24 protein-coding genes and 1 pseudogene are annotated in these 19,518 nt (G+C 55.4%); 18 read left to right on the top strand and 7 right to left on the bottom strand.

Going from position 1 to position 19,518, the window contains the following annotated elements; all coding sequences use genetic code 11:
• Window positions 1-12 precede the first annotated feature (12 nt).
• The 3 genes from ACMTNU_RS00620 (at window position 13) to ACMTNU_RS00610 (ending at window position 1,256) form a co-directional block, all read left to right on the top strand.
• Complete coding sequence (locus ACMTNU_RS00620; protein ID WP_413933264.1) at window positions 13-261, top strand: HypC/HybG/HupF family hydrogenase formation chaperone; 249 nt, start codon at window positions 13-15, stop codon at window positions 259-261.
• 105 nt (window positions 262-366) lie between these two features.
• Window positions 367-756: a hypothetical protein gene (locus ACMTNU_RS00615; protein ID WP_413933263.1), complete on the top strand. Its 390-nt coding sequence runs from the start codon at window positions 367-369 to the stop codon at window positions 754-756.
• Between the two features lie 83 nt (window positions 757-839).
• Window positions 840-1,256, top strand: a complete 417-nt coding sequence (locus ACMTNU_RS00610) for a hypothetical protein (RefSeq protein ID WP_413933262.1) — start codon at window positions 840-842, stop codon at window positions 1,254-1,256.
• A 205-nt stretch (window positions 1,257-1,461) separates the two neighbouring features.
• Here ACMTNU_RS00610 and ACMTNU_RS00605 read toward each other — a convergent pair whose 3' ends face one another.
• From ACMTNU_RS00605 to ACMTNU_RS00595, 3 genes are read right to left on the bottom strand one after another with little or no spacing between them, the layout of a single operon-like run.
• On the bottom strand, window positions 1,462-1,554 hold the full coding sequence (locus ACMTNU_RS00605; RefSeq protein ID WP_413933545.1) for a type II toxin-antitoxin system YoeB family toxin: 93 nt from the start codon (window positions 1,552-1,554) through the stop codon (window positions 1,462-1,464).
• Between the two features lie 40 nt (window positions 1,555-1,594).
• Entirely contained in the window at window positions 1,595-1,714 is a 120-nt protein-coding gene (locus tag ACMTNU_RS00600) for a type II toxin-antitoxin system YoeB family toxin (protein WP_413933261.1), read from the bottom strand.
• The gene (locus ACMTNU_RS00595; RefSeq protein WP_413933260.1) at window positions 1,711-1,959 is read right to left on the bottom strand and encodes a type II toxin-antitoxin system Phd/YefM family antitoxin; all 249 of its coding nucleotides are present in this window, start codon (window positions 1,957-1,959) and stop codon (window positions 1,711-1,713) included. The genes ACMTNU_RS00600 and ACMTNU_RS00595 overlap by 4 nt, the downstream gene beginning before the upstream one ends.
• A gap of 277 nt (window positions 1,960-2,236) precedes the next feature.
• Here ACMTNU_RS00595 and ACMTNU_RS00590 point away from each other — a divergent pair, with 277 nt between their 5' ends.
• From ACMTNU_RS00590 to ACMTNU_RS00555, 8 genes and pseudogenes are all read left to right on the top strand, one after another.
• Window positions 2,237-2,605: a cupin domain-containing protein gene (locus tag ACMTNU_RS00590; RefSeq protein ID WP_413933259.1), complete on the top strand. Its 369-nt coding sequence runs from the start codon at window positions 2,237-2,239 to the stop codon at window positions 2,603-2,605.
• A gap of 266 nt (window positions 2,606-2,871) precedes the next feature.
• The gene (locus tag ACMTNU_RS00585; RefSeq protein WP_413933258.1) at window positions 2,872-3,078 is read left to right on the top strand and encodes an addiction module protein; all 207 of its coding nucleotides are present in this window, start codon (window positions 2,872-2,874) and stop codon (window positions 3,076-3,078) included.
• Window positions 3,075-3,374, top strand: a complete 300-nt coding sequence (locus tag ACMTNU_RS00580; protein WP_413933257.1) for a type II toxin-antitoxin system RelE/ParE family toxin — start codon at window positions 3,075-3,077, stop codon at window positions 3,372-3,374. Before ACMTNU_RS00585 ends, ACMTNU_RS00580 begins: the two co-directional genes overlap by 4 nt.
• 53 nt (window positions 3,375-3,427) lie before the next feature.
• Window positions 3,428-3,721 carry a helix-turn-helix domain-containing protein gene (locus ACMTNU_RS00575; RefSeq protein WP_413933256.1) on the top strand — a complete coding sequence of 98 codons (294 nt, stop codon included), beginning with the start codon at window positions 3,428-3,430 and terminating at the stop codon, window positions 3,719-3,721.
• Between the two features lie 167 nt (window positions 3,722-3,888).
• Window positions 3,889-4,452, top strand: coding sequence for a hypothetical protein (locus tag ACMTNU_RS00570; protein WP_413933255.1), 564 nt, complete (start codon window positions 3,889-3,891; stop codon window positions 4,450-4,452).
• Window positions 4,453-4,579: 127 nt separating this feature from the next.
• Window positions 4,580-4,882 (top strand): hypothetical protein, encoded by a 303-nt coding sequence (locus tag ACMTNU_RS00565; protein ID WP_413933254.1) that lies wholly within the window; start codon window positions 4,580-4,582, stop codon window positions 4,880-4,882.
• Window positions 4,875-5,635 (top strand): IS5 family transposase gene (locus ACMTNU_RS00560; RefSeq protein WP_413933253.1). Its coding sequence is split into 2 segments (ribosomal slippage): window positions 4,875-5,205 and window positions 5,205-5,635, totalling 762 coding nucleotides; the frame shifts between segments, so codons are not numbered across the junction. Before ACMTNU_RS00565 ends, ACMTNU_RS00560 begins: the two co-directional genes overlap by 8 nt.
• A 378-nt stretch (window positions 5,636-6,013) precedes the next feature.
• Window positions 6,014-6,175, top strand: a pseudogene (locus ACMTNU_RS00555) (hydrogenase formation protein HypD); the annotation flags it as partial.
• Between the two features lie 54 nt (window positions 6,176-6,229).
• On the opposite strand, the gene ACMTNU_RS00550 reads toward ACMTNU_RS00555, so the two are convergent.
• Both ACMTNU_RS00550 and ACMTNU_RS00545 read right to left on the bottom strand, forming a co-directional pair.
• Window positions 6,230-6,628, bottom strand: coding sequence for a type II toxin-antitoxin system VapC family toxin (locus ACMTNU_RS00550; protein ID WP_413933252.1), 399 nt, complete (start codon window positions 6,626-6,628; stop codon window positions 6,230-6,232).
• Window positions 6,625-6,843: a type II toxin-antitoxin system Phd/YefM family antitoxin gene (locus ACMTNU_RS00545; RefSeq protein WP_413933251.1), complete on the bottom strand. Its 219-nt coding sequence runs from the start codon at window positions 6,841-6,843 to the stop codon at window positions 6,625-6,627. The genes ACMTNU_RS00550 and ACMTNU_RS00545 overlap by 4 nt, the downstream gene beginning before the upstream one ends.
• Before the next feature lie 206 nt (window positions 6,844-7,049).
• Here ACMTNU_RS00545 and hypD point away from each other — a divergent pair, with 206 nt between their 5' ends.
• The 4 genes from hypD to ACMTNU_RS00525 all read left to right on the top strand — a co-directional run bounded on the left by hypD (window position 7,050) and on the right by ACMTNU_RS00525 (window position 11,049).
• Window positions 7,050-8,159: a hydrogenase formation protein HypD gene (gene hypD, locus ACMTNU_RS00540; RefSeq protein WP_413933250.1), complete on the top strand. Its 1,110-nt coding sequence runs from the start codon at window positions 7,050-7,052 to the stop codon at window positions 8,157-8,159.
• Window positions 8,160-8,305: 146 nt separating this feature from the next.
• Window positions 8,306-9,361 (top strand): hydrogenase expression/formation protein HypE, encoded by a 1,056-nt coding sequence (gene hypE, locus ACMTNU_RS00535; protein WP_413933249.1) that lies wholly within the window; start codon window positions 8,306-8,308, stop codon window positions 9,359-9,361.
• A gap of 285 nt (window positions 9,362-9,646) precedes the next feature.
• Complete coding sequence (locus ACMTNU_RS00530) at window positions 9,647-10,045, top strand: c-type cytochrome (RefSeq protein ID WP_413933248.1); 399 nt, start codon at window positions 9,647-9,649, stop codon at window positions 10,043-10,045.
• 152 nt (window positions 10,046-10,197) lie between these two features.
• Window positions 10,198-11,049: a universal stress protein gene (locus ACMTNU_RS00525; RefSeq protein ID WP_413933247.1), complete on the top strand. Its 852-nt coding sequence runs from the start codon at window positions 10,198-10,200 to the stop codon at window positions 11,047-11,049.
• A gap of 621 nt (window positions 11,050-11,670) precedes the next feature.
• On the opposite strand, the gene ACMTNU_RS00520 is transcribed toward ACMTNU_RS00525, so the two are convergent.
• A complete protein-coding gene (locus ACMTNU_RS00520) occupies window positions 11,671-12,618 on the bottom strand; it encodes a glutathione S-transferase family protein (RefSeq protein WP_413933246.1) in 948 nt (315 codons plus the stop codon).
• Window positions 12,619-12,826: 208 nt separating this feature from the next.
• Here ACMTNU_RS00520 and ACMTNU_RS00515 point away from each other — a divergent pair, with 208 nt between their 5' ends.
• The 3 genes from ACMTNU_RS00515 to ACMTNU_RS00505 all read left to right on the top strand — a co-directional run bounded on the left by ACMTNU_RS00515 (window position 12,827) and on the right by ACMTNU_RS00505 (window position 18,872).
• The gene (locus ACMTNU_RS00515; RefSeq protein WP_413933245.1) at window positions 12,827-14,041 is read left to right on the top strand and encodes an efflux RND transporter periplasmic adaptor subunit; all 1,215 of its coding nucleotides are present in this window, start codon (window positions 12,827-12,829) and stop codon (window positions 14,039-14,041) included.
• Window positions 14,038-17,211: an efflux RND transporter permease subunit gene (locus ACMTNU_RS00510; protein ID WP_413933244.1), complete on the top strand. Its 3,174-nt coding sequence runs from the start codon at window positions 14,038-14,040 to the stop codon at window positions 17,209-17,211. Before ACMTNU_RS00515 ends, ACMTNU_RS00510 begins: the two co-directional genes overlap by 4 nt.
• A 416-nt stretch (window positions 17,212-17,627) precedes the next feature.
• On the top strand, window positions 17,628-18,872 hold the full coding sequence (locus tag ACMTNU_RS00505; protein ID WP_413933243.1) for an SUMF1/EgtB/PvdO family nonheme iron enzyme: 1,245 nt from the start codon (window positions 17,628-17,630) through the stop codon (window positions 18,870-18,872).
• Window positions 18,873-18,922: 50 nt separating this feature from the next.
• Here ACMTNU_RS00505 and ACMTNU_RS00500 read toward each other — a convergent pair whose 3' ends face one another.
• Window positions 18,923-19,375 (bottom strand): GNAT family N-acetyltransferase, encoded by a 453-nt coding sequence (locus ACMTNU_RS00500; RefSeq protein ID WP_413933242.1) that lies wholly within the window; start codon window positions 19,373-19,375, stop codon window positions 18,923-18,925.
• Window positions 19,376-19,518 lie beyond the last annotated feature (143 nt).

Raw genomic sequence — 19,518 nt, 5'->3', positions numbered from 1 at the left:
AGAGGAGAGTCCATGTGCCTGGCAGTTCCCGGACAAGTCCTGAACATCCAAGATGACACCCTTCGCACGGCGACGGTGTCGTTCGGCGGTGTCACGAAGTCCGTCTCATTGGCGCTCGTGCCGGAAGCCGAAGTCGGCGACTATGTGATCGTCCACGTTGGCTTTGCAATTAGCAAACTGGACGAGGAAGCGGCATGCCGAACGTTACAGACCTACGCAGAGCTAGCTGCATCAAGCTCGCCAGAGGACGTCGATGGCTAGGAGCCAGTTAAGGAGGCTCACCCATTTGAACCTTCTTGCGGGTCAACATCCCGGCTCATAGAATACACTGACGGATCATCGTGAAGAATTGGTGAGGATTATCCAGTGAAGGCTGATCTCAGAAGTCTCCTTGCGTTGCTTCTACTCTTCACCGTGGGATGCGTCACCCCTGTGACACCTGAACAAATCGCCGGTGCTGACTATGGGACAGTTCCGGAAGCTTCAATCTATCAGAAGGCCATACAAGATCTTGTGCAGCAGTCGCTGCTTGAACCGTTCCCGGCTCGCATTCGAATCATACGAGAGCCACAGAAAGGCTATGCCTATCTCTCAGGCAGGAGAAAACCTCCAGAGTTTGGTTACATTGTGCACGTAGGGATTACGGCCAAGAATTTTATGGGTGAGTATAGAAGGGAGAAACCGCAGCAATTCTTTATCAAGAACGACACGCTCTATCTCCTGAATAAGTCTGATAGGGCTGAAGTGGTTGAGTAGGTGGGCTGGTCAGAGCCCACTTTGCTGTAAAAGTAGATCAAGTGAGGACAAGGATCCAGTGCGCAGAATAAGAGAAAAGCTCTTTGGGGAATGAATTGGACGGGATTAGTATGAGTCTGTTGGAATCGCGACGAGGATTTCTGTTGGGGTCCATTCTAGCCTTCGTTGCAATTCTTATCTTACTCTTACTGACAGGAGCCCGTGGGATCCCCGCCTGGGCGGAGTATCTCGGCCTCGCGGCGATCCTAGCTCAAGTCTTCCTGATTCACCGACGAGAGCAGGCGCTCTACACCGCACGACGATGGCGGTTCTGGTATGCGCTGATTATTGCAGGGTTTGCTTGCGACCTCATGACCAGGCATCTCTGGATGCAGGGGCATGATATGGTGGCAGACCCCATGCAAGTTCGAGGACAGCTGTTCGTCGGAGGACTCCTCTTGTTTTGCGTCATGGCGTTTCCGGTCGTGCTCGGTCTCATCATTCGAAACCGGAAGGCATGAGTGAGGTGAACAAAGATACAGGTCAGAGAACAATTCGGTCGATGGTCGGCTCAGTATATTCTGATTTCCACGTCCAGCCGCTCTCATTTGAAACTCCAACGATTGCGGCATTATGCTCGGACAAATTGACGGCGTGTTAGACAGTGAGCAACTAGCAGATCTCGCTCATCTGCGGCTTGGTCTAAACAGTGAGGCGTGTCTTGAATCAGTAGTGGAATCGGAGCTGCGCGATTTCTAGCACATCATTTACCACGCGATACACCATCCGATGTTCATCAGTGATCCGCCGCGACCACAAGCCCGAGAGCGCATGCTTCAATGGTTCCGGTTTGCCGACGTCACCAAGGGTTCGCGTTGTGTGTCGCAGATGACTTGTTGATCAGTTCGACCATGCGTTTGTCGTGCTTCTGCCAATACAGATAGTCCTCCCATGCGTCGTCCGTGAACACCAGCGTCATCTGGCCAGCTTCCTCCCCCCTATACCTATATTCAGTTGCTCAACAGCTGAGAGCAGTCTCTTGGCATTGGAGAGCGTTCGGAAAAGACAGGCGATTTCTTCAAGCGCCTTGTAGTCTTCGAGCGACAGCATCACAACGGACTGTTTGCCGTTGCGAGTAATAATCAAAGCCTCGTGGTCGTCGCACACCCGGTCCATGGCGCAAGCGAGATTGGCACGAACGGCGGAGTAGGTCAGCGTATCCATGGCAGCCTCCAGAAATGTAAGCTGTACAGCCGAATGCAGGAAATGCCCAGTATCGCCACAATGCCTCACCACGCATCCAACCAGACACTACGTGAGAAGGGTGCGATGCCGGTGAATTCACACATTCGTCCTATGGGGGATCATAAGGAAGCGTGAGCCGCTTGGCCTCGTTGTGTTTCATGAACACGCGTGATAGGTAGCCTCGCAGCTACATCTCATTGAAACGCCAACAATTATGGCGTTATGCTCGACACTTCACTGCTTGCTGGGGAGAGGAATGTCGAAATCGATCACAACCTACTGGAACCCGTTGGCTCCAGACCAACGAACCCGCTGGACTCCGATCAAAGGTCTGGAAGGGGTGGCCGAGGAAATCACACTGAGCATCGATCCGGTGACAGGGGAATACACCAGGCTGACTCGTTTCCTGCCGGGCGCTGATACCTCGGCATTTGGGGGAAAGACCCATGCGTACCCGGAAGAGGTCTTTATTGTCAGCGGGCGGCTGTACGACCAAGCCTTCGATCGCTGGCTGGAAGCGGGGGAGTACGCAAGTCGTCCTCCCGGTGAACGGCATGGTCCGTTTCGAACCGATATCGGGTGTGTGGTGCTCGAAGTGTCATTTCCCAACAGGGTGGTGAGCTGAAAGAGCGGCGAGTGGGGAGGAACGCGGGGTGTCCGGACGGGACTGATCACCACTCTGAAATGACACTCCGAGCCTTCTGGCCGTTTGAAGAAGCCGTACGACGAACATTGGCGATCCACGCCGAGTTGGCGGCTTCGATATCGCCAAATCTGCCTGAGGGGTCAAGGGTAGCTGGGGCTGATTACTGGCTTAAAGTCGTATCTCGTTGAAAGGCCAGCAATCATGGCGGTATGCTCAGACGATTCGCAAAATCGGAGGTGAACACAATGGGCACGAAAGAGCTGTTAGACGAAGCCATGAAACTGAAGCCAGAAGAACGATTCAGCTTGGTTGAAGGTCTGATAAAGAGCCTGGATGAGCCGGATAAGAAGCTCGATGAAATATGGGCTGAAGAAGCGGAAAAGAGACTCAATGCCTATCGGGCTGGAAAGCTCCAAGGTGTCCCAATGGAGGAAGTATTTAAGAGCAAATGATGCGCGTCATATTCACTCGAATAGCGACGCAGGAGTTGGAAGATACTGTCCACTTTTATAATCTCGAATCTGCAGGGCTCGGGCAACTATTCAAGGAGGAAGTGAGAAAGGCTGCATTACGAATTACGGAGTACCCTCAAGCCTGGTCCATCGAGCGGGGTGAAGTAAGGAAGTGCCTCCTCCACAAGTTCCCATATAAGCTGTTGTACTCCGTTGAAGAAGACCATGTTCTTGTCATCGCGGTAGCCCACCAACATCGGAAGCCGGACTACTGGGTCGGTAGAGATGAAACATAACAAGCCCGCTAAGAGCTGCTCCGCCTATGAAGCTCGACTATCATCAGAGATCTATGAAGCGATCACGCGTGCGTATCACACGAGGTAGAGGGAACGTGTTTCTTGATGTGGGATTTCCTCCACATGAGGCAGCCGTGATGCTGCTACGCTGCGAGCTTGCGGAAGCCTTGCGCAAGTGGATGACTCGCGAAGGATTGAACCAAGCACAGGCGGCCAAGCGTCTCGGTGTAGTTCAACCGCGCATCTCAGAAATTGCGTGCAACAAGGTGGACAAGCTCCCCCTCGGCTATCTGGTAGGCCTCTGCGCCAAGGCCGGCCTGACCGTTGCCGTCAAGTTGGCCGCATAGTTGAGTAATGCATTGTGCCTCCATTGATCTCATTTGAATCGCCAATAGTCATAGCGTTATGCTCGAACCGTTCGATGGTGTGTTAGACGGACGGGACACGGCAGATCTGGTTCCTACGCGGATCGGCCTAAACATTCTTCGAGCGACGCTTCGTTCGGCGCTAAACAATGGCTGAAGTAGACAAACACAATGAAGCATTGATGCGGGCGCACTTCGAGGCTCATATTTCCGAGCGATTGCGTCGAGCATCATCAGCTCGCTTTCAGAACATCATACCGGCGCACTGGTTCGCAGCCGCTGCATCAGAATGTTATGGAATGTACATCGCGGGTTTCTTCTACGGCGCTATCTCCAGGACACAGGCCTATGTTGAGGCGCTTTCCAAGTATCTTGCCGAGCATCACAAGATCAGAGTCGGAAAGGATATTGCCGAGCGCTGCCGGCGCTTGCGGGACTGTGATGTACTGAGTGCTCCGGGATTTGATGCGGCCACTAAGATCCTGAACGAGCGAAACGACTTCCATCATCTGAACAAGGACGTAGAACAAGACTTCCGAAAGCTTGAGGAACGCGCTGCGGAGTGTATCAATCTCCTTCACTTGCTTGAATCAGAGGTCTTTGCGTACTCCTTTGCGTCACAAACGCCGGGCCAAGTTATGCTCTCTAAGCCGGAGTACTGGCCATCGCCAGCACCTGGACAAGCGAACGTACATCTGCGTCAGGTGTGGTAATCATTCGCGAAGAAGCTCTTCGCACGGACCTTCGCCGGCTTGCCTACGAAGCGCGTCTCAGAACTGGCGGCTGCAAAGGGCGCCGTTAAATAGCCGCCGGTTGTTCTACGCTGCTGGGAGCGCCTGATTGTTGGCACGTATGGAAGTCGCATGCACAAAATCTGAAGCGGCGGTACGGCAGCTTGATGTGGCCATCGGCCTCTTATTGACGGACGAAGATCCTCTAGCGGTGCGAATACTCTCTGGTGCGGCTTACGGCATCTTTGCCGACCTTGCGGAGAAACAGGGGCTAGGATCTTCCTGGCGAACCAAGATCATTGAGGCCTCTGGTCTGAGCAAGAAAGATGCACTAGGCTCAGGACTCATTAAGTTTAGGGTTCCCTCCGCCAATCATCTGTGCTTCACTCAGGTCGGAGGTGGCCATGAGTGACGTGTTTCTGTTAACCACGCAGCAGTTGAACCGGATCAAGCCCTATCTCCCTGTCCCGCACGGTATCCCGCGCGTGGATGATCGGCGGGTGATCAGCGGGATCATCTCTGTGATCCGGTACGGTCTTCAATGGAAGGATGCTCCAAAGGCGTATGGGCCGTACAAGACGCTCTACAACCGGTTTGTGCGCTGGAGCCGGGCCGGGATCTTCAACAAGATCTTTCGCGAGTTGGCGCGGCAGCCCGGGCCCAGAGACGGCTTGATGATCGATGCGACTCATCTGAAGGCCCATCGCACGGCGGCCAGCCTGCTCAAAAAGGGGCAGGCTCTCGCTGTATTGGCCGCACGAAAGGGGGCCTGAATTCGAAGCTCCATGCGGTGTGCGACGATGTGGGCAAGCCGGTGCACCTGTTGCTGACCGCAGGGCACACCAGTGATGACACCGGCGCGAGATGCCTGCTGCCCAGTCTTTCCAATGCCACATACCTGATCGCCGACCGCGGTTATGATGCCGATTGGTTCATCGCCGCCCTCCGGAAGCAGGGCGTCACACCCTGCATTCCGCCACGGAACAACCGAACGACACGGCGTCGCTACAACAAAACCCTCTACAAACAACGCCACAACATCGAGATCATGTTCGGGCGGATCAAGGATTGGCGTCGGATTGCCATGCGGTATGATCGCTGTGCCCACACCTTTTTCTCAGCCATCTGTCTCGCAGCCACCGTCATCTTCTATCTGAAAGAATGAGTCCTGAGCCTAGAAGTCTTGAATCATGCTCAGAACTACTTGAAACATGCCGATAGGGAGGCAGAGGCAATTCTGTCTTTCGGTGAAGAAGAGAATGATCATCTCATATTCGTTGCCTCGTTAGAGTGTGGAGATCTTGGCCACAAGCTCTCGTATTCAATGCAAGCTTTTCAGATATGGTATCTGGCGATGTATCCAGACAAGATTGGTCACGACACGCAGCCGGTTCTAACATCGAAGAGAGTTTTCACAGAACTCCCCGCCAAAACGGGACAGCAACAGCTTATATTGGGGCACGCGTTTCTGGAAACGGTGCTAAGTAGGAAAGGGATTCTCTGAACACTCTTGTTGAACAGCGGGGTTCCTGGGGGCACCGTCATGAAGTACGTGGATGAATTTCGCGATCGGGCGGTGGCGGCGGCGCTGGCGGAGCGGATCAAGCAGACGGTGCACCGGGCTTGGACGATTATGGAGGTTTGTGGTGGGCAGACTCATGCGATCGTCATGTTCAGCATTGAGAGTCTGTCGCCGCAAGATCTCACGCTGGTTCAGAGGCGAGTCTGGTCCAGATCATTCAGGTGGGAGATAGGCAACTTACCACAGTGTGCGCACGTGTTTGTATTGCCGGATGAGGGTGTCTTTGGTCAGGATGGTCGCATTCTCTTCTCTGGCGGTTGCGACGATGATTTGATCCGCCGGATCTCCGTGAAACGGTTGAGGCAGTGTTGTCGATCGGTAGCTGAGTGTGGGGGTGAGAGGCACGAGTCGGAGCTTCGGCATCTCGAGTGCGACACGAAACCATTCTTCAGGATCGCAGGAAATCCCTATCCGTTTTTTCTCCAACAACTTACTGAACTCCCACGCCGATATCACTGAGAGGAGCAGCTCCGTATAGTGGTCTGGGTTGTTTAGAATAGTGCGGACGCGAGGGGACAGTTTCTTAGGGCTCATCTGCCACCAGACCCAGACATGCGTATCCAGGACGTACTTCACCGGCAGACGTTCCACTCGGCTTCGCCAATGGGCGACACAATATCATCTTCAAAAACCAGAGCATCCGCCAACCTGCCCGGTGCCGTGCGCTTTCCGGCGAAGGGAACAATTTCGGCGAGCGGCTTGCCTCGTTTTGTGACCACGACAGGCTCTCGTGTTTCCGCGACTTCTCCCAGTACTTTCAACGCGTGCGCCTTAAAATCTGTCACAGGCATGGTTCTCACGTGAGGGTACCCCCTTCCAAGTCTCGCTTCTGATAGTAAACTTATATAGTCATTTATAATGGTCATGTCAAGCAGCACGAACGAATGGTCAAAGTGGCAACCTATTCCTATTAGGCTGCCAGAGGTTTATAAGACAGGAAGCAGAGCAGGCGTTCTACTCATCGTGGGACTGCTATGGAGTAACTGGGATCACTGTCATGAAGTACGTGGATGAATTTCGCGATCGGGCGGTGGCGGCGGCGCTGGCGGAGCGGATCAAGCAGACGGCGCAACGGCCTTGGACGATTATGGAGGTCTGTGGTGGGCAGACTCACGCCATCGTGCGGTTCGGGGTCGATAGCCTGTTGCCGAAAAATCTGGAACTTGTTCATGGACCAGGTTGCCCGGTCTGTGTAACTTCCGTATCGCTGATCGACCAGGCTGTCTGCCTCGCCTCCTTACCAAACGTGATCTTCTGCTCCTTTGGAGATATGTTGCGTGTGCCCGGTTCCCGTGGGGATCTGTTCGGCGTGAAGGCGGCGGGCGGAGATATTCGGATCATCTATTCACCGTTGGATGCACTCGACCTGGCCCGAAAGCATCCCGATCGCGAAGTCGTCTGTTTCGCTGTGGGATTTGAAACCACCGCGCCGGCCTGGGCCATGGCGGTTACCCAAGCGAAACAATTGGGAGTCACGAACTTCAGTCTGCTGATTGCCCATGTGTTGGTACCTCCGGCAATGGAGGCCATCCTGTCGTCACCCCAGAATCGCATTCAGGGGTTTCTCGCCGCCGGCCATGTCTGTACCGTGATGGGCTATGAGGAGTACGAGGCCATTGCTCAGCGGTATGGAGTCCCGATCGTCGTGACTGGCTTTGAACCACTGGATGTGCTCGAGGGCGTTGCGATGTTGGTGAGCCTGTTGGAAGAGGGACGAGTCGAGGTCGAGAATCAGTACGTGCGCTCGGTGAGCCGGGAAGGGAACAGACCAGCGAGAACTCTCGTCGACGAGGTCTTTGAACCGGCGCCGCGAATCTGGCGTGGTATCGGAGAAATTCCTGGGAGCGGTCTCCGTCTGAAATCTGTCTACAATGCCTACGACGCCGAGGTGAAGTTCCAGGCAGAACTTTCACAGCTCGCTGAAGGCAAGGAGGATCCAGAGTGCCAGAGCGGGTTGGTCCTTCAGGGCCTGCTCAAACCGATGGACTGTTCCGCCTTTGGTACCCGTTGCACGCCGGAGCGGCCATTGGGCGCGCCAATGGTCTCAAGCGAAGGGGCTTGTGCTGCGTATTATCGGTACCGGGGCCACGTCGCTCGTGAAGCGTGAAGCGTATCGGCCTACGGTTTCAAGTTTCATATTTCAGGTTTGAGGTTCTTGGCTTTTGTCCAACTTGAAACGTTAAACTTGAAACCTGGAACTCAGGAGCTAAATACGAGATACGAACGACGCTTCACGAACAACGAGAGAATGCCATGACCAGCAATAAAGCCTTCGAGCCAGCTTGCCCACTGCCGCTCTCAACTAAGAAGACTATCCAACTCGCGCATGGTGGCGGTGGGCGTCTCATGCAAGAGTTGATTCAAGATGTATTCCTGAAGGCATTTCAAAATCCTATACTGGCGCCTATGCACGACGGTGCGACCTGGCCGGTCGAGAAGGGTACACTCGCCTTCACCACCGATTCGTATGTGGTACGGCCGCTCTTCTTTCCAGGAGGCGATATCGGAAGCCTGGCGGTAAACGGCACGATCAACGATCTGGCCATGTGCGGTGCCAAGCCGCTCTATCTGAGCGCGGGATTCATCTTGGAAGAAGGGCTGAGTCTGGACGTGTTGCAGCGAGTGGTGCACTCCATGGCCGAGGCTGCTCGAACGGCGAACGTGCCGATTGTCACCGGCGATACGAAAGTTGTGGATCGAGGCAAAGGTGACGGAATCTTCATCAATACGTCCGGCGTTGGTCTCGTGCCGAACGGTGTTCGTGTCTTGCCGACGTTGATACAACCGGGCGACGCGATTCTGGTGAGCGGCGATCTCGGTTCTCACGGCGTGGCCGTGCTGAGTGTGCGGGAAGGATTGACGTTCGACGGGAATGTTGAGAGTGATTCGGCGCCGTTGCATCGCATCGTGGCCGATTTGATCGATAGTGGGATCGAGATCCATTGCCTGCGCGATCTTACCCGAGGCGGACTTGCGAGTGTGCTGAATGAACTGGCCACAGCGGCGAAGGTCGGTATGACAGTGGAAGAGCCTGCCATTGCAGTGAGCGAGCCGGTGCGTGGAGCCTGTGAGCTCTTAGGACTCGACCCCCTCTATGTGGCGAATGAAGGACGATTCGTCGCGATGGTGCCTGAGTCGCAGGTAGAGGCGGCTCTGGCCGTGATGCATCGACATCAAGCGGCAAATCAGGCAGCTCAGATCGGCATCGTAACGGAGCGTGATCCTTCCATGGTCATCTTACGGACGGTTGTTGGCACCCACCGTGTGCTCGACCTCTTATCAGGCGAGCAACTTCCGCGGATCTGCTGATCGGTTCTTTCTGGTTCTACCTCTCCGACCGGGCTCTGTTATTGTGGCCACGATTCTCAAGCATCGATCTCCGGACTTGCAGTTCCCGCTGCTGTAGCATTCTGCGACAGTGGGCAGAATGCTTCTGAGAAATTTTCCCCACTCTCGAAGCGAGTCTGGGTCTTCAGTTCGAAGAAACCCCGTGCTTTCAACCGGTTCAAACTAGACTACGACCTTATTGTGGCTCGTTTCAATGGCACGATGGTTGCCCTTCATTCTCCTCGTATGGATGGGAGGGGGAAGCTGATGTTCTCACGGGCTGTCCTATTATGTCTGTTCCTTGTTCTGTCATGTCTCCCTGTTGCGGATGCCGGCGCTGCGCAGCAGAGTAGTGAGAAGGCGCTCCGTGAGCATTACGACTTGCAGGAGGGGAAGCGTCTTTATGGGGAGTATTGTCGGTTTTGCCATGGAGAACAGGGGAAAGGGCACGCATTCAATGTCACCCCGCCACCAGCAGACCTCACGAGCCCCGCAGTCCAGCGGAAGTCCGATATCGAGCTGACCCAGACGATTCACGAAGGTGAACGGGGCACCGCGATGGGGTCTTGGAAATGGGCACTATCGAAGGAAGAAAAGCAACACATCCTGCTCTATATTCGCTGGTTGGCTCAATCAAGCCAACAAGTTCCAGCTCAGTCACCGTAACGATCTCTTGGGACGAGAGACGAAGAGCTGGCGATGGCCAATAAGGAAACGCGGAAGGCGATCATTCGGTGGAGGGATTTTCAAAGAGTGCCAACTGCCGTCGGTGATGTCTGCATGACGAAGCAGCATGTCCTATTGTCTGGAGGAGTGACATGACAATGAAGGTTGTGGTGGGGATCGATGGGTCGAAATATTCCGAATGGGCGCTGGATTGGGTGGGGAAGATTCCCTTTCGGTCTGCCCCTCGGGTGACGGCGATCCATTCCGTCGATCTCAATTCTGCCCGGGTACCGGCTCTCACCTATCCATCCGTCAGCGGGTATGAACCTGATATCGGGGAGGCGATTCATCTGTTGGAAAGCCGAGCACAGCAGGTGGAACTCGGCACGAAGAAACGGATGACTGAGTTGAGATTGACCGGTTCCGTCCGTGTGGAACAAGGACCGATCGCACAGGCGTTGTTGAAGCATGCGGGAAATACCGCGATGATCGTGGTGGGGAGTCGAGGCTTGGACGCCATTGACCGGTTCATGTTGGGGAGTGTGTCGACCGCCGTGACGCTCCATGCCACGACTCCGGTCCTGATCGTCAAGGAGCCGCCGCACACTCCTCGACGGATCTTGTTTGCAACAGACGGATCTGCCTCATCAGGGAAGGCACTTCAGTTTCTGCTCAAACGATTCACGGCTACGGCCGACGGCAAGCCTCTTGTGATTCTCTTGGTGCATGTCATGCCGTTTTTGCGGTATACGGCGGTGAAAGAGGCGGGAGAACAGTTGCTGGCTCAGGAGGCCGCCAAACTCGAAAAGGTCGGGTACCGGGTCAGGCAATTCCCCCGGGTCGGACCGGCGGCGGAAGAAATTATGAAGATCGTGAATCTCGAACAGCCGGATTTGATTGTGACAGGTGCAAAAGGGCGGAGTGCCGTCGCGCGCTTTCTTCAGGGCAGTGTCTCGTTGAAACTCGTCCAGCAACCAGCTTGCTCAGTCCTGGTCGTCAGATAAGCTGGACAGGCCGTTCGTGCACACCAACACACTGAGATGATGTGCGCGTTTCGTACCGGAACGCACACATCATCGGTCTTCGGATTTCAGCCGACCCAAGATCGTCTCTACACCTAGCCACTCCCCGAAAAAGGAACACCGCACCCGCCGTCCCAAGACGGCTGCACAAAGTGTTGGACACTTCCCCTGAGATAACCAGGATGTGACCAGCTATGCCCCTTTCTTGTAGACGATCAGACCTCCGAAAAAGAGGACGAGCATGACGACGATGAACATCAAGAGACTGCTATCCATAACTCCTCCTTTTTAATAAATAAAATCCAAGACCCCCCTCAAACGCATATGATATCCGCGATCCTGTTTGGCTGTTGATTTCACAGTCATCACTCTGTTGCAAACCGATCCCACCACACACAGAACCCCATTCGCCCGTATGACGATACAGCAACTCTTATGCGCGTCTGAAAATCACGTAAAGATAGAAGAGATGGACCCAGGGAGTTGAGGTGGCATGGGGTGATGAGGAGAATTTCCTCAGAGCTGTCTAGTCTCTTGCACACATGGCAGCCTTTGATGGCAGCCGATCACTGAAGTGTCATGAGGATTTTAGCAGGTGAGAAACTAACCGGTTAAACGTTCCCGCCCATGGGCAGCGGTAAGGTCCTGATCGGGGCCGATCGGAACGATGCGGGTCGGATTAATGTCGTCGTGCGTGATGTAGTAGTGCCGCTTGATATGGTCGAAATTCACGGTCTCGGCGATGCCGTCTGTTTGGTAGAGGTCTTTGAGATATCCGAAGAGGTTTGGGTAGTCGAGAATTCGTCGGACATTGCACTTGAAATGTCCGTGATAGACCGCATCAAACCGAATCAGCGTGACGAAGAGCCGCCAGTCGGTCTCCACAAATTCAGGCCCGAAGAGATAGCGGCGAGAGGCGAGACGTGCATCGAGTTGATCCAGTGCGGTAAACAGTCGCCGTGCCGCTCGTTCGTAGGCGTGCTGTGATGTGGCGAATCCCGCTCGATACACACCATTGTTTACATTCTCGTAGATAAAGCTGTTCAGTTCGTCGATCTCTTGTCGGAGCCCGTCCGGATACAAGTCGATCGGACTTTGGGTGAACCGGTTGAATTCACCGTTGAAGATCCTCATTAGGTCATCGTCGGAATTGGTGACAATGCGTTTGGTGACAGAGTCCCACAATACCGGGACCGTAAAACGTCCGATGTAGTGCGGGTCGGTCGCTTTATAGGCCTCACTCAGAAATGAAAATCCATTGATGGGATCCGGGGAGTGCCCAGGACCTTCACGAAATGCCCATCCTCGCTCATCACGAATCGGATCCACGACGGTCATTCCGATCACGGACTCGAGCTGCTTCAGCTTGCGAACGATGATCGTCCGATGGGCCCAGGGGCAGGCCCATGACACATAAAGATGATATCGACCCGCAGCGGCTGGATAGCCGGAGCCGCCATCGGCTGTGACCCAGTTGCGGAACGAATCTGCCTGGCGTCGAAATTCTCCCGTGGGCGATTGTTCACTTGGGAATTGGGGTTGGACTTCCATGCAGAGTTGATCCCTTTCGGAGTCAGTATCTCACACTCGCCGATCAATAGCGCACAAACGGTTTCAATAGGAGTTGTTGCATTTTGCTACAGCGCCATCTTCGTACCGTGGCAATAGGCGACGAAAACAGAGCCATGCACCAGGAAAATCGCGTGATTGGGGGGCACGCCCCGTGCGAAGAGACTGATGGGAGAGGCAGTGATCATTCATGGGTAACAGCCCAGTGCCGCTAGACAACGCCCGACATCTTGTACGAGCCTGTTCTCGCAGTCTGGTGATCTGTCTCCTCCTCTCGGGAGGGGCGGGTTGTGAGAACAGAGCGACCGATACCACTCCTGTCGCGCAGAACCCGCCGTCTGCCGCATCACGGCTGTTGCATCTGACCGCGGAAGAGCTATCCCGCATGCAGTTGGAGTTGTCGCCGGTGGCACAGGGGGAGATCCTTTCGCATCGTGAATTTCCCGCCACCGTCCAAGCCAACCAAAACGAATTAGCCGAGGTCACGGCCTTGATTCGTGGCCGGGTGGTCAAGGTACATGTCGATGTCGGGCAGGATGTGAAAAAAGGTACGCGTTTGGCGCTGCTCCACAGCGTCGATCTCGGTATGGCGGAGGGTGAACATCTCAAAGCTGAGGCCAGGCTTGAGGAGGCCGAACGCTCCCATGGGCGAGCCAGGGAGTTGTATGAGAACAAGGCCGTCAGCCTTGCCGAATTACAGCGGCGTGAGGCAGCCATGAAAGCCGCCAGGGCCGAATCCCGTGAGACGAGGAACCGGCTGGAGCTGCTTGGTGTGCCTCAAGAAGAAATCGAGAGGCTGGATCGTGAGCATACGATCAAAGCCGACATGCCGTTGCGCGCGCCGTTCGACGGGCGGGTCATCACACGAAACATCACGAAGGGAGAAGTGGTCGAAACGGATCAAAAACTGTTTACTGTGGCCAACCTTACCGACGTATGGGTGATTGGTAACGTGCCCGAAAAGGATATCCGATTCATCCGTAAGGACCAGAATGTCAACGTGGTTCTTGCGGCCTATCCTCATGCGATCTTCGGTGGAACCATCACCTATGTCGGAGATGTCCTTGATCCGGCAACCCGCACGATGAGCCTGCGCGTCACCGTGTCAAACCCCGAGAGACTGTTGAAGCCGGAAATGTTTGCCGTCATCAGTGTGTACGTCACGTCGAGTCCTGATGCGCTGAGTGTCCCGCTTGAGGCTGTTCAAGACGGACCCGCAGGCAAGATGGTGTTCATTCAGCAGGAGGCCGGCACGTTCGAGGCTCGAACGGTCAAGTTGGGCAATGAAGAGGGAGAGGTGGTCAGGGTGCTGGAAGGGGTGAAGGCCGGTGAGCAGGTCGTGACGAAGGGCTCTTTCGCTCTCAAGTCTGAAATCGAACGGCACAAGATCGAGCCCACGCCATGATTGTTTCGCTTCTCGAATTCTCGTTGCGGCAGCGAATATTGGTGATTGGTCTGGCTGGCCTGATGTCCATCGTCGGCGTGATTGCCTTCGAGTCGATCCCGATTGATGCCTATCCCGACGTGACGAACATTCAGGTGCAGGTGCTGACCGAAGCGGCGGGTCTCTCGCCGGTTGAGGTTGAGCGTTTCATCACCTACCCACTTGAACTCCAGCTAACCGGGTTGCCTGGGCTGGCGGAGATTCGGTCTCTTTCCAAGTTTGCCCTCTCTCAAATCACCGTCGTGTTCAACGATCACGTGGATGTCTATTTTGCGCGGCAGTTGGTCCTTGAGCGGATCATGGCGGCTAAGGAGCGACTCCCGGAGGGACTTGAACCGGTGATGGCTCCCGTCACTACCGGGCTGGGCGAAGTCTTTCACTATTATGTTGAAGGCCCCTCAACCCCTCAACAAGCTCAGGACAGGCAGCTCAGCACAGGGCCTCATGCCGCGACCGATGCGATGGTCGACCAGACGGAGTTGACCGATCAGCGCACATTGCAGGAATGGGTGCTGCGCCCCCAGCTGAAGAGTGTCCCTGGTGTGATCGATGTAAACGGGATGGGCGGGTTCGTCAAACAGTATCAGGTCGTGGTCGATCCAGCCAAGCTTCGCAAGTTCGACCTCACGCTCCACCAGATCTACGAAGCTGCGGTGAAGAATAACGCCAATGCCGGGGGCAATGTCCTGGAGCGGCATGCCGAACGCTCAATCGTTCGAGGGCTCGGGCTGATCAGAACAGTGGGTGACATCGAATCCATCATCGTCAAAGAAGTCGCTGGTACGCCGGTGTTCGTACGGGATGTTGCAGAGGTCCGCATCGGCCATGCCGTTCGCCATGGCGCAGTTGTTCTCAATGGGGAACGGGAGGTCGTGATCGGAACGGTGCTCATGCTTCGTGGAGGCAATGCTCGTCAGGTGGTTGAGGCGATCAAGACAAAGGTGGCGGATCTGCAGCAGGGCCATATGCTCCCCGCAGGGACAAAACTGATCCCGTTCTATGACCGCATCGAACTGGTGAATGCCGCCATCAATACGGTCCGTGATGCGTTAATAGAGGGGATTGTGTTGGTCATGTTCGTCTTTTTTTTCTTTCTGGGCCATGTCCGCAGCGCCATCATTGTGACGGTTACGTTGATCGTCACGCCCCTCGTCACCTTTATTGCCATGGAACGGTTTGGGCTCTCGGCCAACTTGATGACGCTCGGGGGACTGGCGATCGCCATCGGCGAAATTGCCGACGGGTCACTGGTCGTCGTAGAAAACGCCTATCGACATCTCGCACAACACACCGATGCTTCGGAGGAAAGCCGGCTCAGCGTGATTCTCCATGCGACCAAGGAAGTGGGGCGGCCGATCCTCTTTGGCATTCTCATCATCAGCGTCGTCTTCCTCCCGCTCATGACGTTGCAGGGTATGGAAGGCAAGATGTTTGCGCCGCTGGCCTACACACTGGTGATTGCACTAGTGGCCTCAATCTTGGTGACGTTGACGCTGTCACCGGTGCTAGCGTCTCTGTTTCTCGGTCGCGATCATCCACGGGAAACCGGTCTGACTGTCTGGATGAAACAACGCTATGTACCGGTGTTGCAATGGACACTCCGGCACCGACGTTTCGTCCTGGCTGGGTCGACGGTGGTCGTGCTGTGTAGCCTCGGCCTTGTTCCCTTCGTTGGGCGGGAGTTCATTCCGCTTCTTGAGGAAGGAGCCCTAACGCCCCAAGTTGTGAAGCTGCCGAGTGTCTCGCTGGCTGAGTCCATCGAGTTGGAGAAGCAGACCCAAAAGGCCATGTTGGAGTTTCCTGAAGTGAAGATGGCGGTGAGTCGAATCGGACGAGCGGAAATTCCCTACCATCCAGAAGATCTCTATGAGAGCGATCCGATCGTGTCTCTGCACGACCGACGCACATGGACAACAGCGACCACTCAATCAGGATTGACGGACGCGATTCGGAAAAAGCTGACCGAAATCCCCGGCATCTCCGTCCTCATGAGCCAGCCGATTCAGGAACGAGTGGATGAGTTGATCTCCGGCATCAGAACCCAATGCGCCATCAAGTTGTTCGGGGACGACCTCGATGTGCTCCGGGACAAGGCGCAAGAGATTGCGGCCTTGATGCAGCAGATCAATGGCGTGAAGGATATCAAGGTCGAACAAGTCGCCGGGCAACCCTATGTGATCATCGACATTGATCGGCAAAAGATCGCCCGTTTCGGCATCAACGTCGCTGACGTGCAAGAGATCATCACGACCGCGATCGGCGGGAGAATGGCGACGCAGGTCTATGAAGGCGAGCGGCGGTTTGAACTCACGCTGAGATTTCCGGAACCGTACCGGAATAGTGTGGCAGCCATCGGAGAAATCCGCGTGAAATCCGCCTCGGGTGCACTCATTCCCATGAGTGATCTGGCTAAAATTGAGATGCGCGAAGGCCCAGCTCGTATCAGTCGCGAGCAGGTCAGACGCCGCATCTACATCGGCTTCAACGTCGTGGGCCGGGATATCGGTGGTGTCGTAGATGAAGGGCGGGCGAAGCTCGCTGCCCAGCTCCGCTTGCCGGAAGGGTACAGCATTGTCTGGGGCGGTGCGTTCGAAAATATGGAACGGGCCAACGCTCGGTTGATGATCGTCGTGCCTGTTACGCTGGGGCTCGTCTTTTTTCTCCTATACTGGGCATTCCATTCTTGGCGATACGCAACCTTGATCATTCTGAATCTTCCCTTCGCGTTGATCGGCGGGGTCGTGTCGCTGTGGCTCAGCGGACAGTATCTGAGTGTGCCGGCTTCGATCGGTTTCATCGAGCTGTTTGGACTGGCTGTCGGGAACGGGATCGTATTGGTCTCCTATATCAACCAGCTGCGTCACGAGGGACGAACGATCGACGACGCGATCCTAGCCGGTTGCAGCCTGCGTCTCCGTCCGGTCGTGATGACGATGATGACCACGTTACTCGGTCTTCTACCGCTGGCGTTGGCGCAAGGGATCGGAGCTGAGGTGCAGCGGCCGCTCGCCAGCGTCGTGATCGGCGGACTCTTCACCTCAACGGCGTTGACGCTGGTGGTCCTGCCCGCGTTGTACAGCCTGTTTGCGGGGCGGGACGTCGGGAAAGAAGAGGCGCCGGAATGGGTGTGAGAGGGGCGGCGCGTGGACCGACATTTCTACGGCGGCATGATGCACTGATCATCGGTGGGGCTACCGAGCGTAGACGTTTGTGCTGGCATTCTCTGCTCTTTGGATAGGTCGACATGCGCCATGCCGCTCTCAAAATGCCGGTCCACGCGTCGCTTGAGGAGAGAGAAGAAAAGCTTTCATGAGCGCGATGAGCTGTAGCATCTTTCACGTGTCACATCCAAGAGAACTGAAGGGCGGCCAAAGATCTGGGGCAAAAATCCACTGAATTGATCCGAGGTCAGATGACTGTGGTGTTAGGCATCAATCTTGTAGTTGTTAGATGGCAAGCCTGCCACGCCGGTCCAGGCCGAACACCGTTGCTGGCAGGCGAGGCCGAATCCACAGGGCAATCAGTTAGAACGGGGAGGGGGGCGTTTATGAGACACGTGTTGGCGAGTAAGGCGGTGTTCTGCCTCTTCATCGCTTCGGGAGCTGTCGTGTATGCAGCCGGAGCCGGGGATCAGGAATTTTCCAAGGGAGAGAACCTATTGAAAAACAAACAGTATGCAGAGGCACGGACGTTGTTGGAGACTGGCATTCAGAAAGATCCGTCCAACATTCAGGCACATTTCAACCTCGCCGAAGCCTGCCGGGCCCTGGAGGCTTGGATCTGCGCAGAGGAACATTACGAGACCGCACTGGATTTGGATGCCAAGTCCGGGCGAACAACATCCTATTTGCCCAAGACCAAAGCGAAGGTCTGGCGGTTACGAGAGGAAACAACGGCTTGGAGGCTTCTGCACGAAGCGAAAGCGTTGGTGGCCGCTGGAAAGATGAAGCAAGCCCAGGAGACGCTCGAAAGCGCGCATGAAATGGGCCTGACCACTGAACAGCAGGTCCTTCACCAACAGCTTCAGGCCAAACTTCCGCGGTCTCTGTCTGGGGCGAAGAAACAGGTCTCTGCCGGGGCGTCCGGAGGAACAGGAGAGGCTGAGAACCTCGATCTGCAGATGGTGCTGGTGCCGGCGGGGACGTTCACTCGGGGTAGCACTCTTGGAGATGATGAAAAGCCGGTGCGGCAGATCTATCTCAATGCGTTCCGGATCGACAAGTATGAAGTGACGGTTGGGCAATACGCCAGGTATTTGGAAGCCACGGAAATGGAGGAGCCGCCGGACTGGAGCATCATGAATCAACCGCAACATATGAGGCGTCCGGTCGTCAATGTCAGTTGGGAGGATGCGGTCAACTACTGCAAATGGGCCGGTAAGCGTCTGCCGACTGAAGCGGAATGGGAAAAGGCCGCAAGGGGAACCGATGGACGGATTTATCCCTGGGGCAACGAAGCCCCGACCAGACTCCACGCCAATTATGGACGAAAGGATTGGGATGACCATCTGGCTTTGTCCCCGGTCGGATCGTTCGAGGCAGGGAAGAGCCCTTACGGCATCTATGACATGGCCGGGAATGCCTGGGAGTGGGTGTTTGATTGGTACGGGCTCGATTCTTATAAGAAAGGTCCGGAGAAGAACCCCATCGGCCCGGCAAAAGGCGATGAGAAGGTCGTACGCGGAGGCTCCTGGCTGTACGTGTCGGACTTTCTGCGGTCTGCCCATCGGTTCAATGCGCAACCGATGAACCGGCAGTTCGGCTATGGGTTTCGGTGTGCAAAAACGCCGTAACCGTTCGGCGGAGAGTTCGTGGCACTCGAATGAGTCGTCGCAGAAGCGGCTCAGCGATATTTCGCGAAGCAAATGAGATCGAGATGATCGTAGTGATTGGGCAGGATGGTCTCGGCCTTGTACCCAAGGTTCAGAAAGAACTGAATATTGCGAGCTGTGCGCAACATGGTGCAGGCGTAGAGCTTATGGGCATCGGTCACAACCCGCTCGATCTCGCGTATCAGGGCTTTGCCGACTCCTCGGTGCTGATGGCTGGGATTCACAGAGAGCAGACGGATGACGCACACGCCGGCCACCGTCCAGAACCGTACGGAGCCGACGATTGTCCCCTCTTCGACTGCCACGAAGATCTGTTTCTCCCGAGCGTCCGCTTTGAGGCTCTCCGGGGTTTCCGTCGTCCAGCCGCTCACGGTATGGACCGAGGCATATTCGCCGAAGGCGGACTGTTGCACCCGGAGGATTGCGGGAAAATCTGCTTCGGTCGCTGGTCGAATGTGCACCACGGCGTGGCCTCTGGCTAGGGAACAAGATTCGATGTTCATAACGGAATGAAGTGGGATTGGCAAGGGTGTTTGGTCGGTCAAGAGGCATCTACAGCATGAAGCTGTAGACCTGGCTGTGCCATGCTGTCGAGGTTCATATCATC

Origin of the sequence: Nitrospira sp. BLG_1, from assembly GCF_047338595.1 — a bacterium.
In the GTDB taxonomy this organism is placed as follows: Bacteria; Nitrospirota; Nitrospiria; order Nitrospirales; family Nitrospiraceae; genus Nitrospira_D.
The sequence above is the reverse complement of the archived record's forward strand: the minus strand, read 5'-3'. Positions and strand labels throughout refer to the sequence as shown.

What these genes read in the sequence shown, in the direction of transcription:
- ACMTNU_RS00620 (WP_413933264.1), top strand. Translation starts at nt 13, where the DNA reads ATGTGCCTGGCAGTTCCCGGACAAGTCCTGAACATCCAAGATGACACC.
- ACMTNU_RS00600 (WP_413933261.1), bottom strand. Translation starts at nt 1,714, where the DNA reads ATGACGCTGGTGTTCACGGACGACGCATGGGAGGACTATCTGTATTGG.
- ACMTNU_RS00595 (WP_413933260.1), bottom strand. Translation starts at nt 1,959, where the DNA reads ATGGATACGCTGACCTACTCCGCCGTTCGTGCCAATCTCGCTTGCGCC.
- ACMTNU_RS00590 (WP_413933259.1), top strand. Translation starts at nt 2,237, where the DNA reads ATGTCGAAATCGATCACAACCTACTGGAACCCGTTGGCTCCAGACCAA.
- ACMTNU_RS00585 (WP_413933258.1), top strand. Translation starts at nt 2,872, where the DNA reads ATGGGCACGAAAGAGCTGTTAGACGAAGCCATGAAACTGAAGCCAGAA.
- ACMTNU_RS00580 (WP_413933257.1), top strand. Translation starts at nt 3,075, where the DNA reads ATGATGCGCGTCATATTCACTCGAATAGCGACGCAGGAGTTGGAAGAT.
- ACMTNU_RS00575 (WP_413933256.1), top strand. Translation starts at nt 3,428, where the DNA reads ATGAAGCGATCACGCGTGCGTATCACACGAGGTAGAGGGAACGTGTTT.
- ACMTNU_RS00570 (WP_413933255.1), top strand. Translation starts at nt 3,889, where the DNA reads ATGGCTGAAGTAGACAAACACAATGAAGCATTGATGCGGGCGCACTTC.
- ACMTNU_RS00545 (WP_413933251.1), bottom strand. Translation starts at nt 6,843, where the DNA reads ATGCCTGTGACAGATTTTAAGGCGCACGCGTTGAAAGTACTGGGAGAA.
- hypD (WP_413933250.1), top strand. Translation starts at nt 7,050, where the DNA reads ATGAAGTACGTGGATGAATTTCGCGATCGGGCGGTGGCGGCGGCGCTG.
- hypE (WP_413933249.1), top strand. Translation starts at nt 8,306, where the DNA reads ATGACCAGCAATAAAGCCTTCGAGCCAGCTTGCCCACTGCCGCTCTCA.
- ACMTNU_RS00530 (WP_413933248.1), top strand. Translation starts at nt 9,647, where the DNA reads ATGTTCTCACGGGCTGTCCTATTATGTCTGTTCCTTGTTCTGTCATGT.
- ACMTNU_RS00525 (WP_413933247.1), top strand. Translation starts at nt 10,198, where the DNA reads ATGACAATGAAGGTTGTGGTGGGGATCGATGGGTCGAAATATTCCGAA.
- ACMTNU_RS00520 (WP_413933246.1), bottom strand. Translation starts at nt 12,618, where the DNA reads ATGGAAGTCCAACCCCAATTCCCAAGTGAACAATCGCCCACGGGAGAA.
- ACMTNU_RS00515 (WP_413933245.1), top strand. Translation starts at nt 12,827, where the DNA reads ATGGGTAACAGCCCAGTGCCGCTAGACAACGCCCGACATCTTGTACGA.
- ACMTNU_RS00510 (WP_413933244.1), top strand. Translation starts at nt 14,038, where the DNA reads ATGATTGTTTCGCTTCTCGAATTCTCGTTGCGGCAGCGAATATTGGTG.
- ACMTNU_RS00505 (WP_413933243.1), top strand. Translation starts at nt 17,628, where the DNA reads ATGAGACACGTGTTGGCGAGTAAGGCGGTGTTCTGCCTCTTCATCGCT.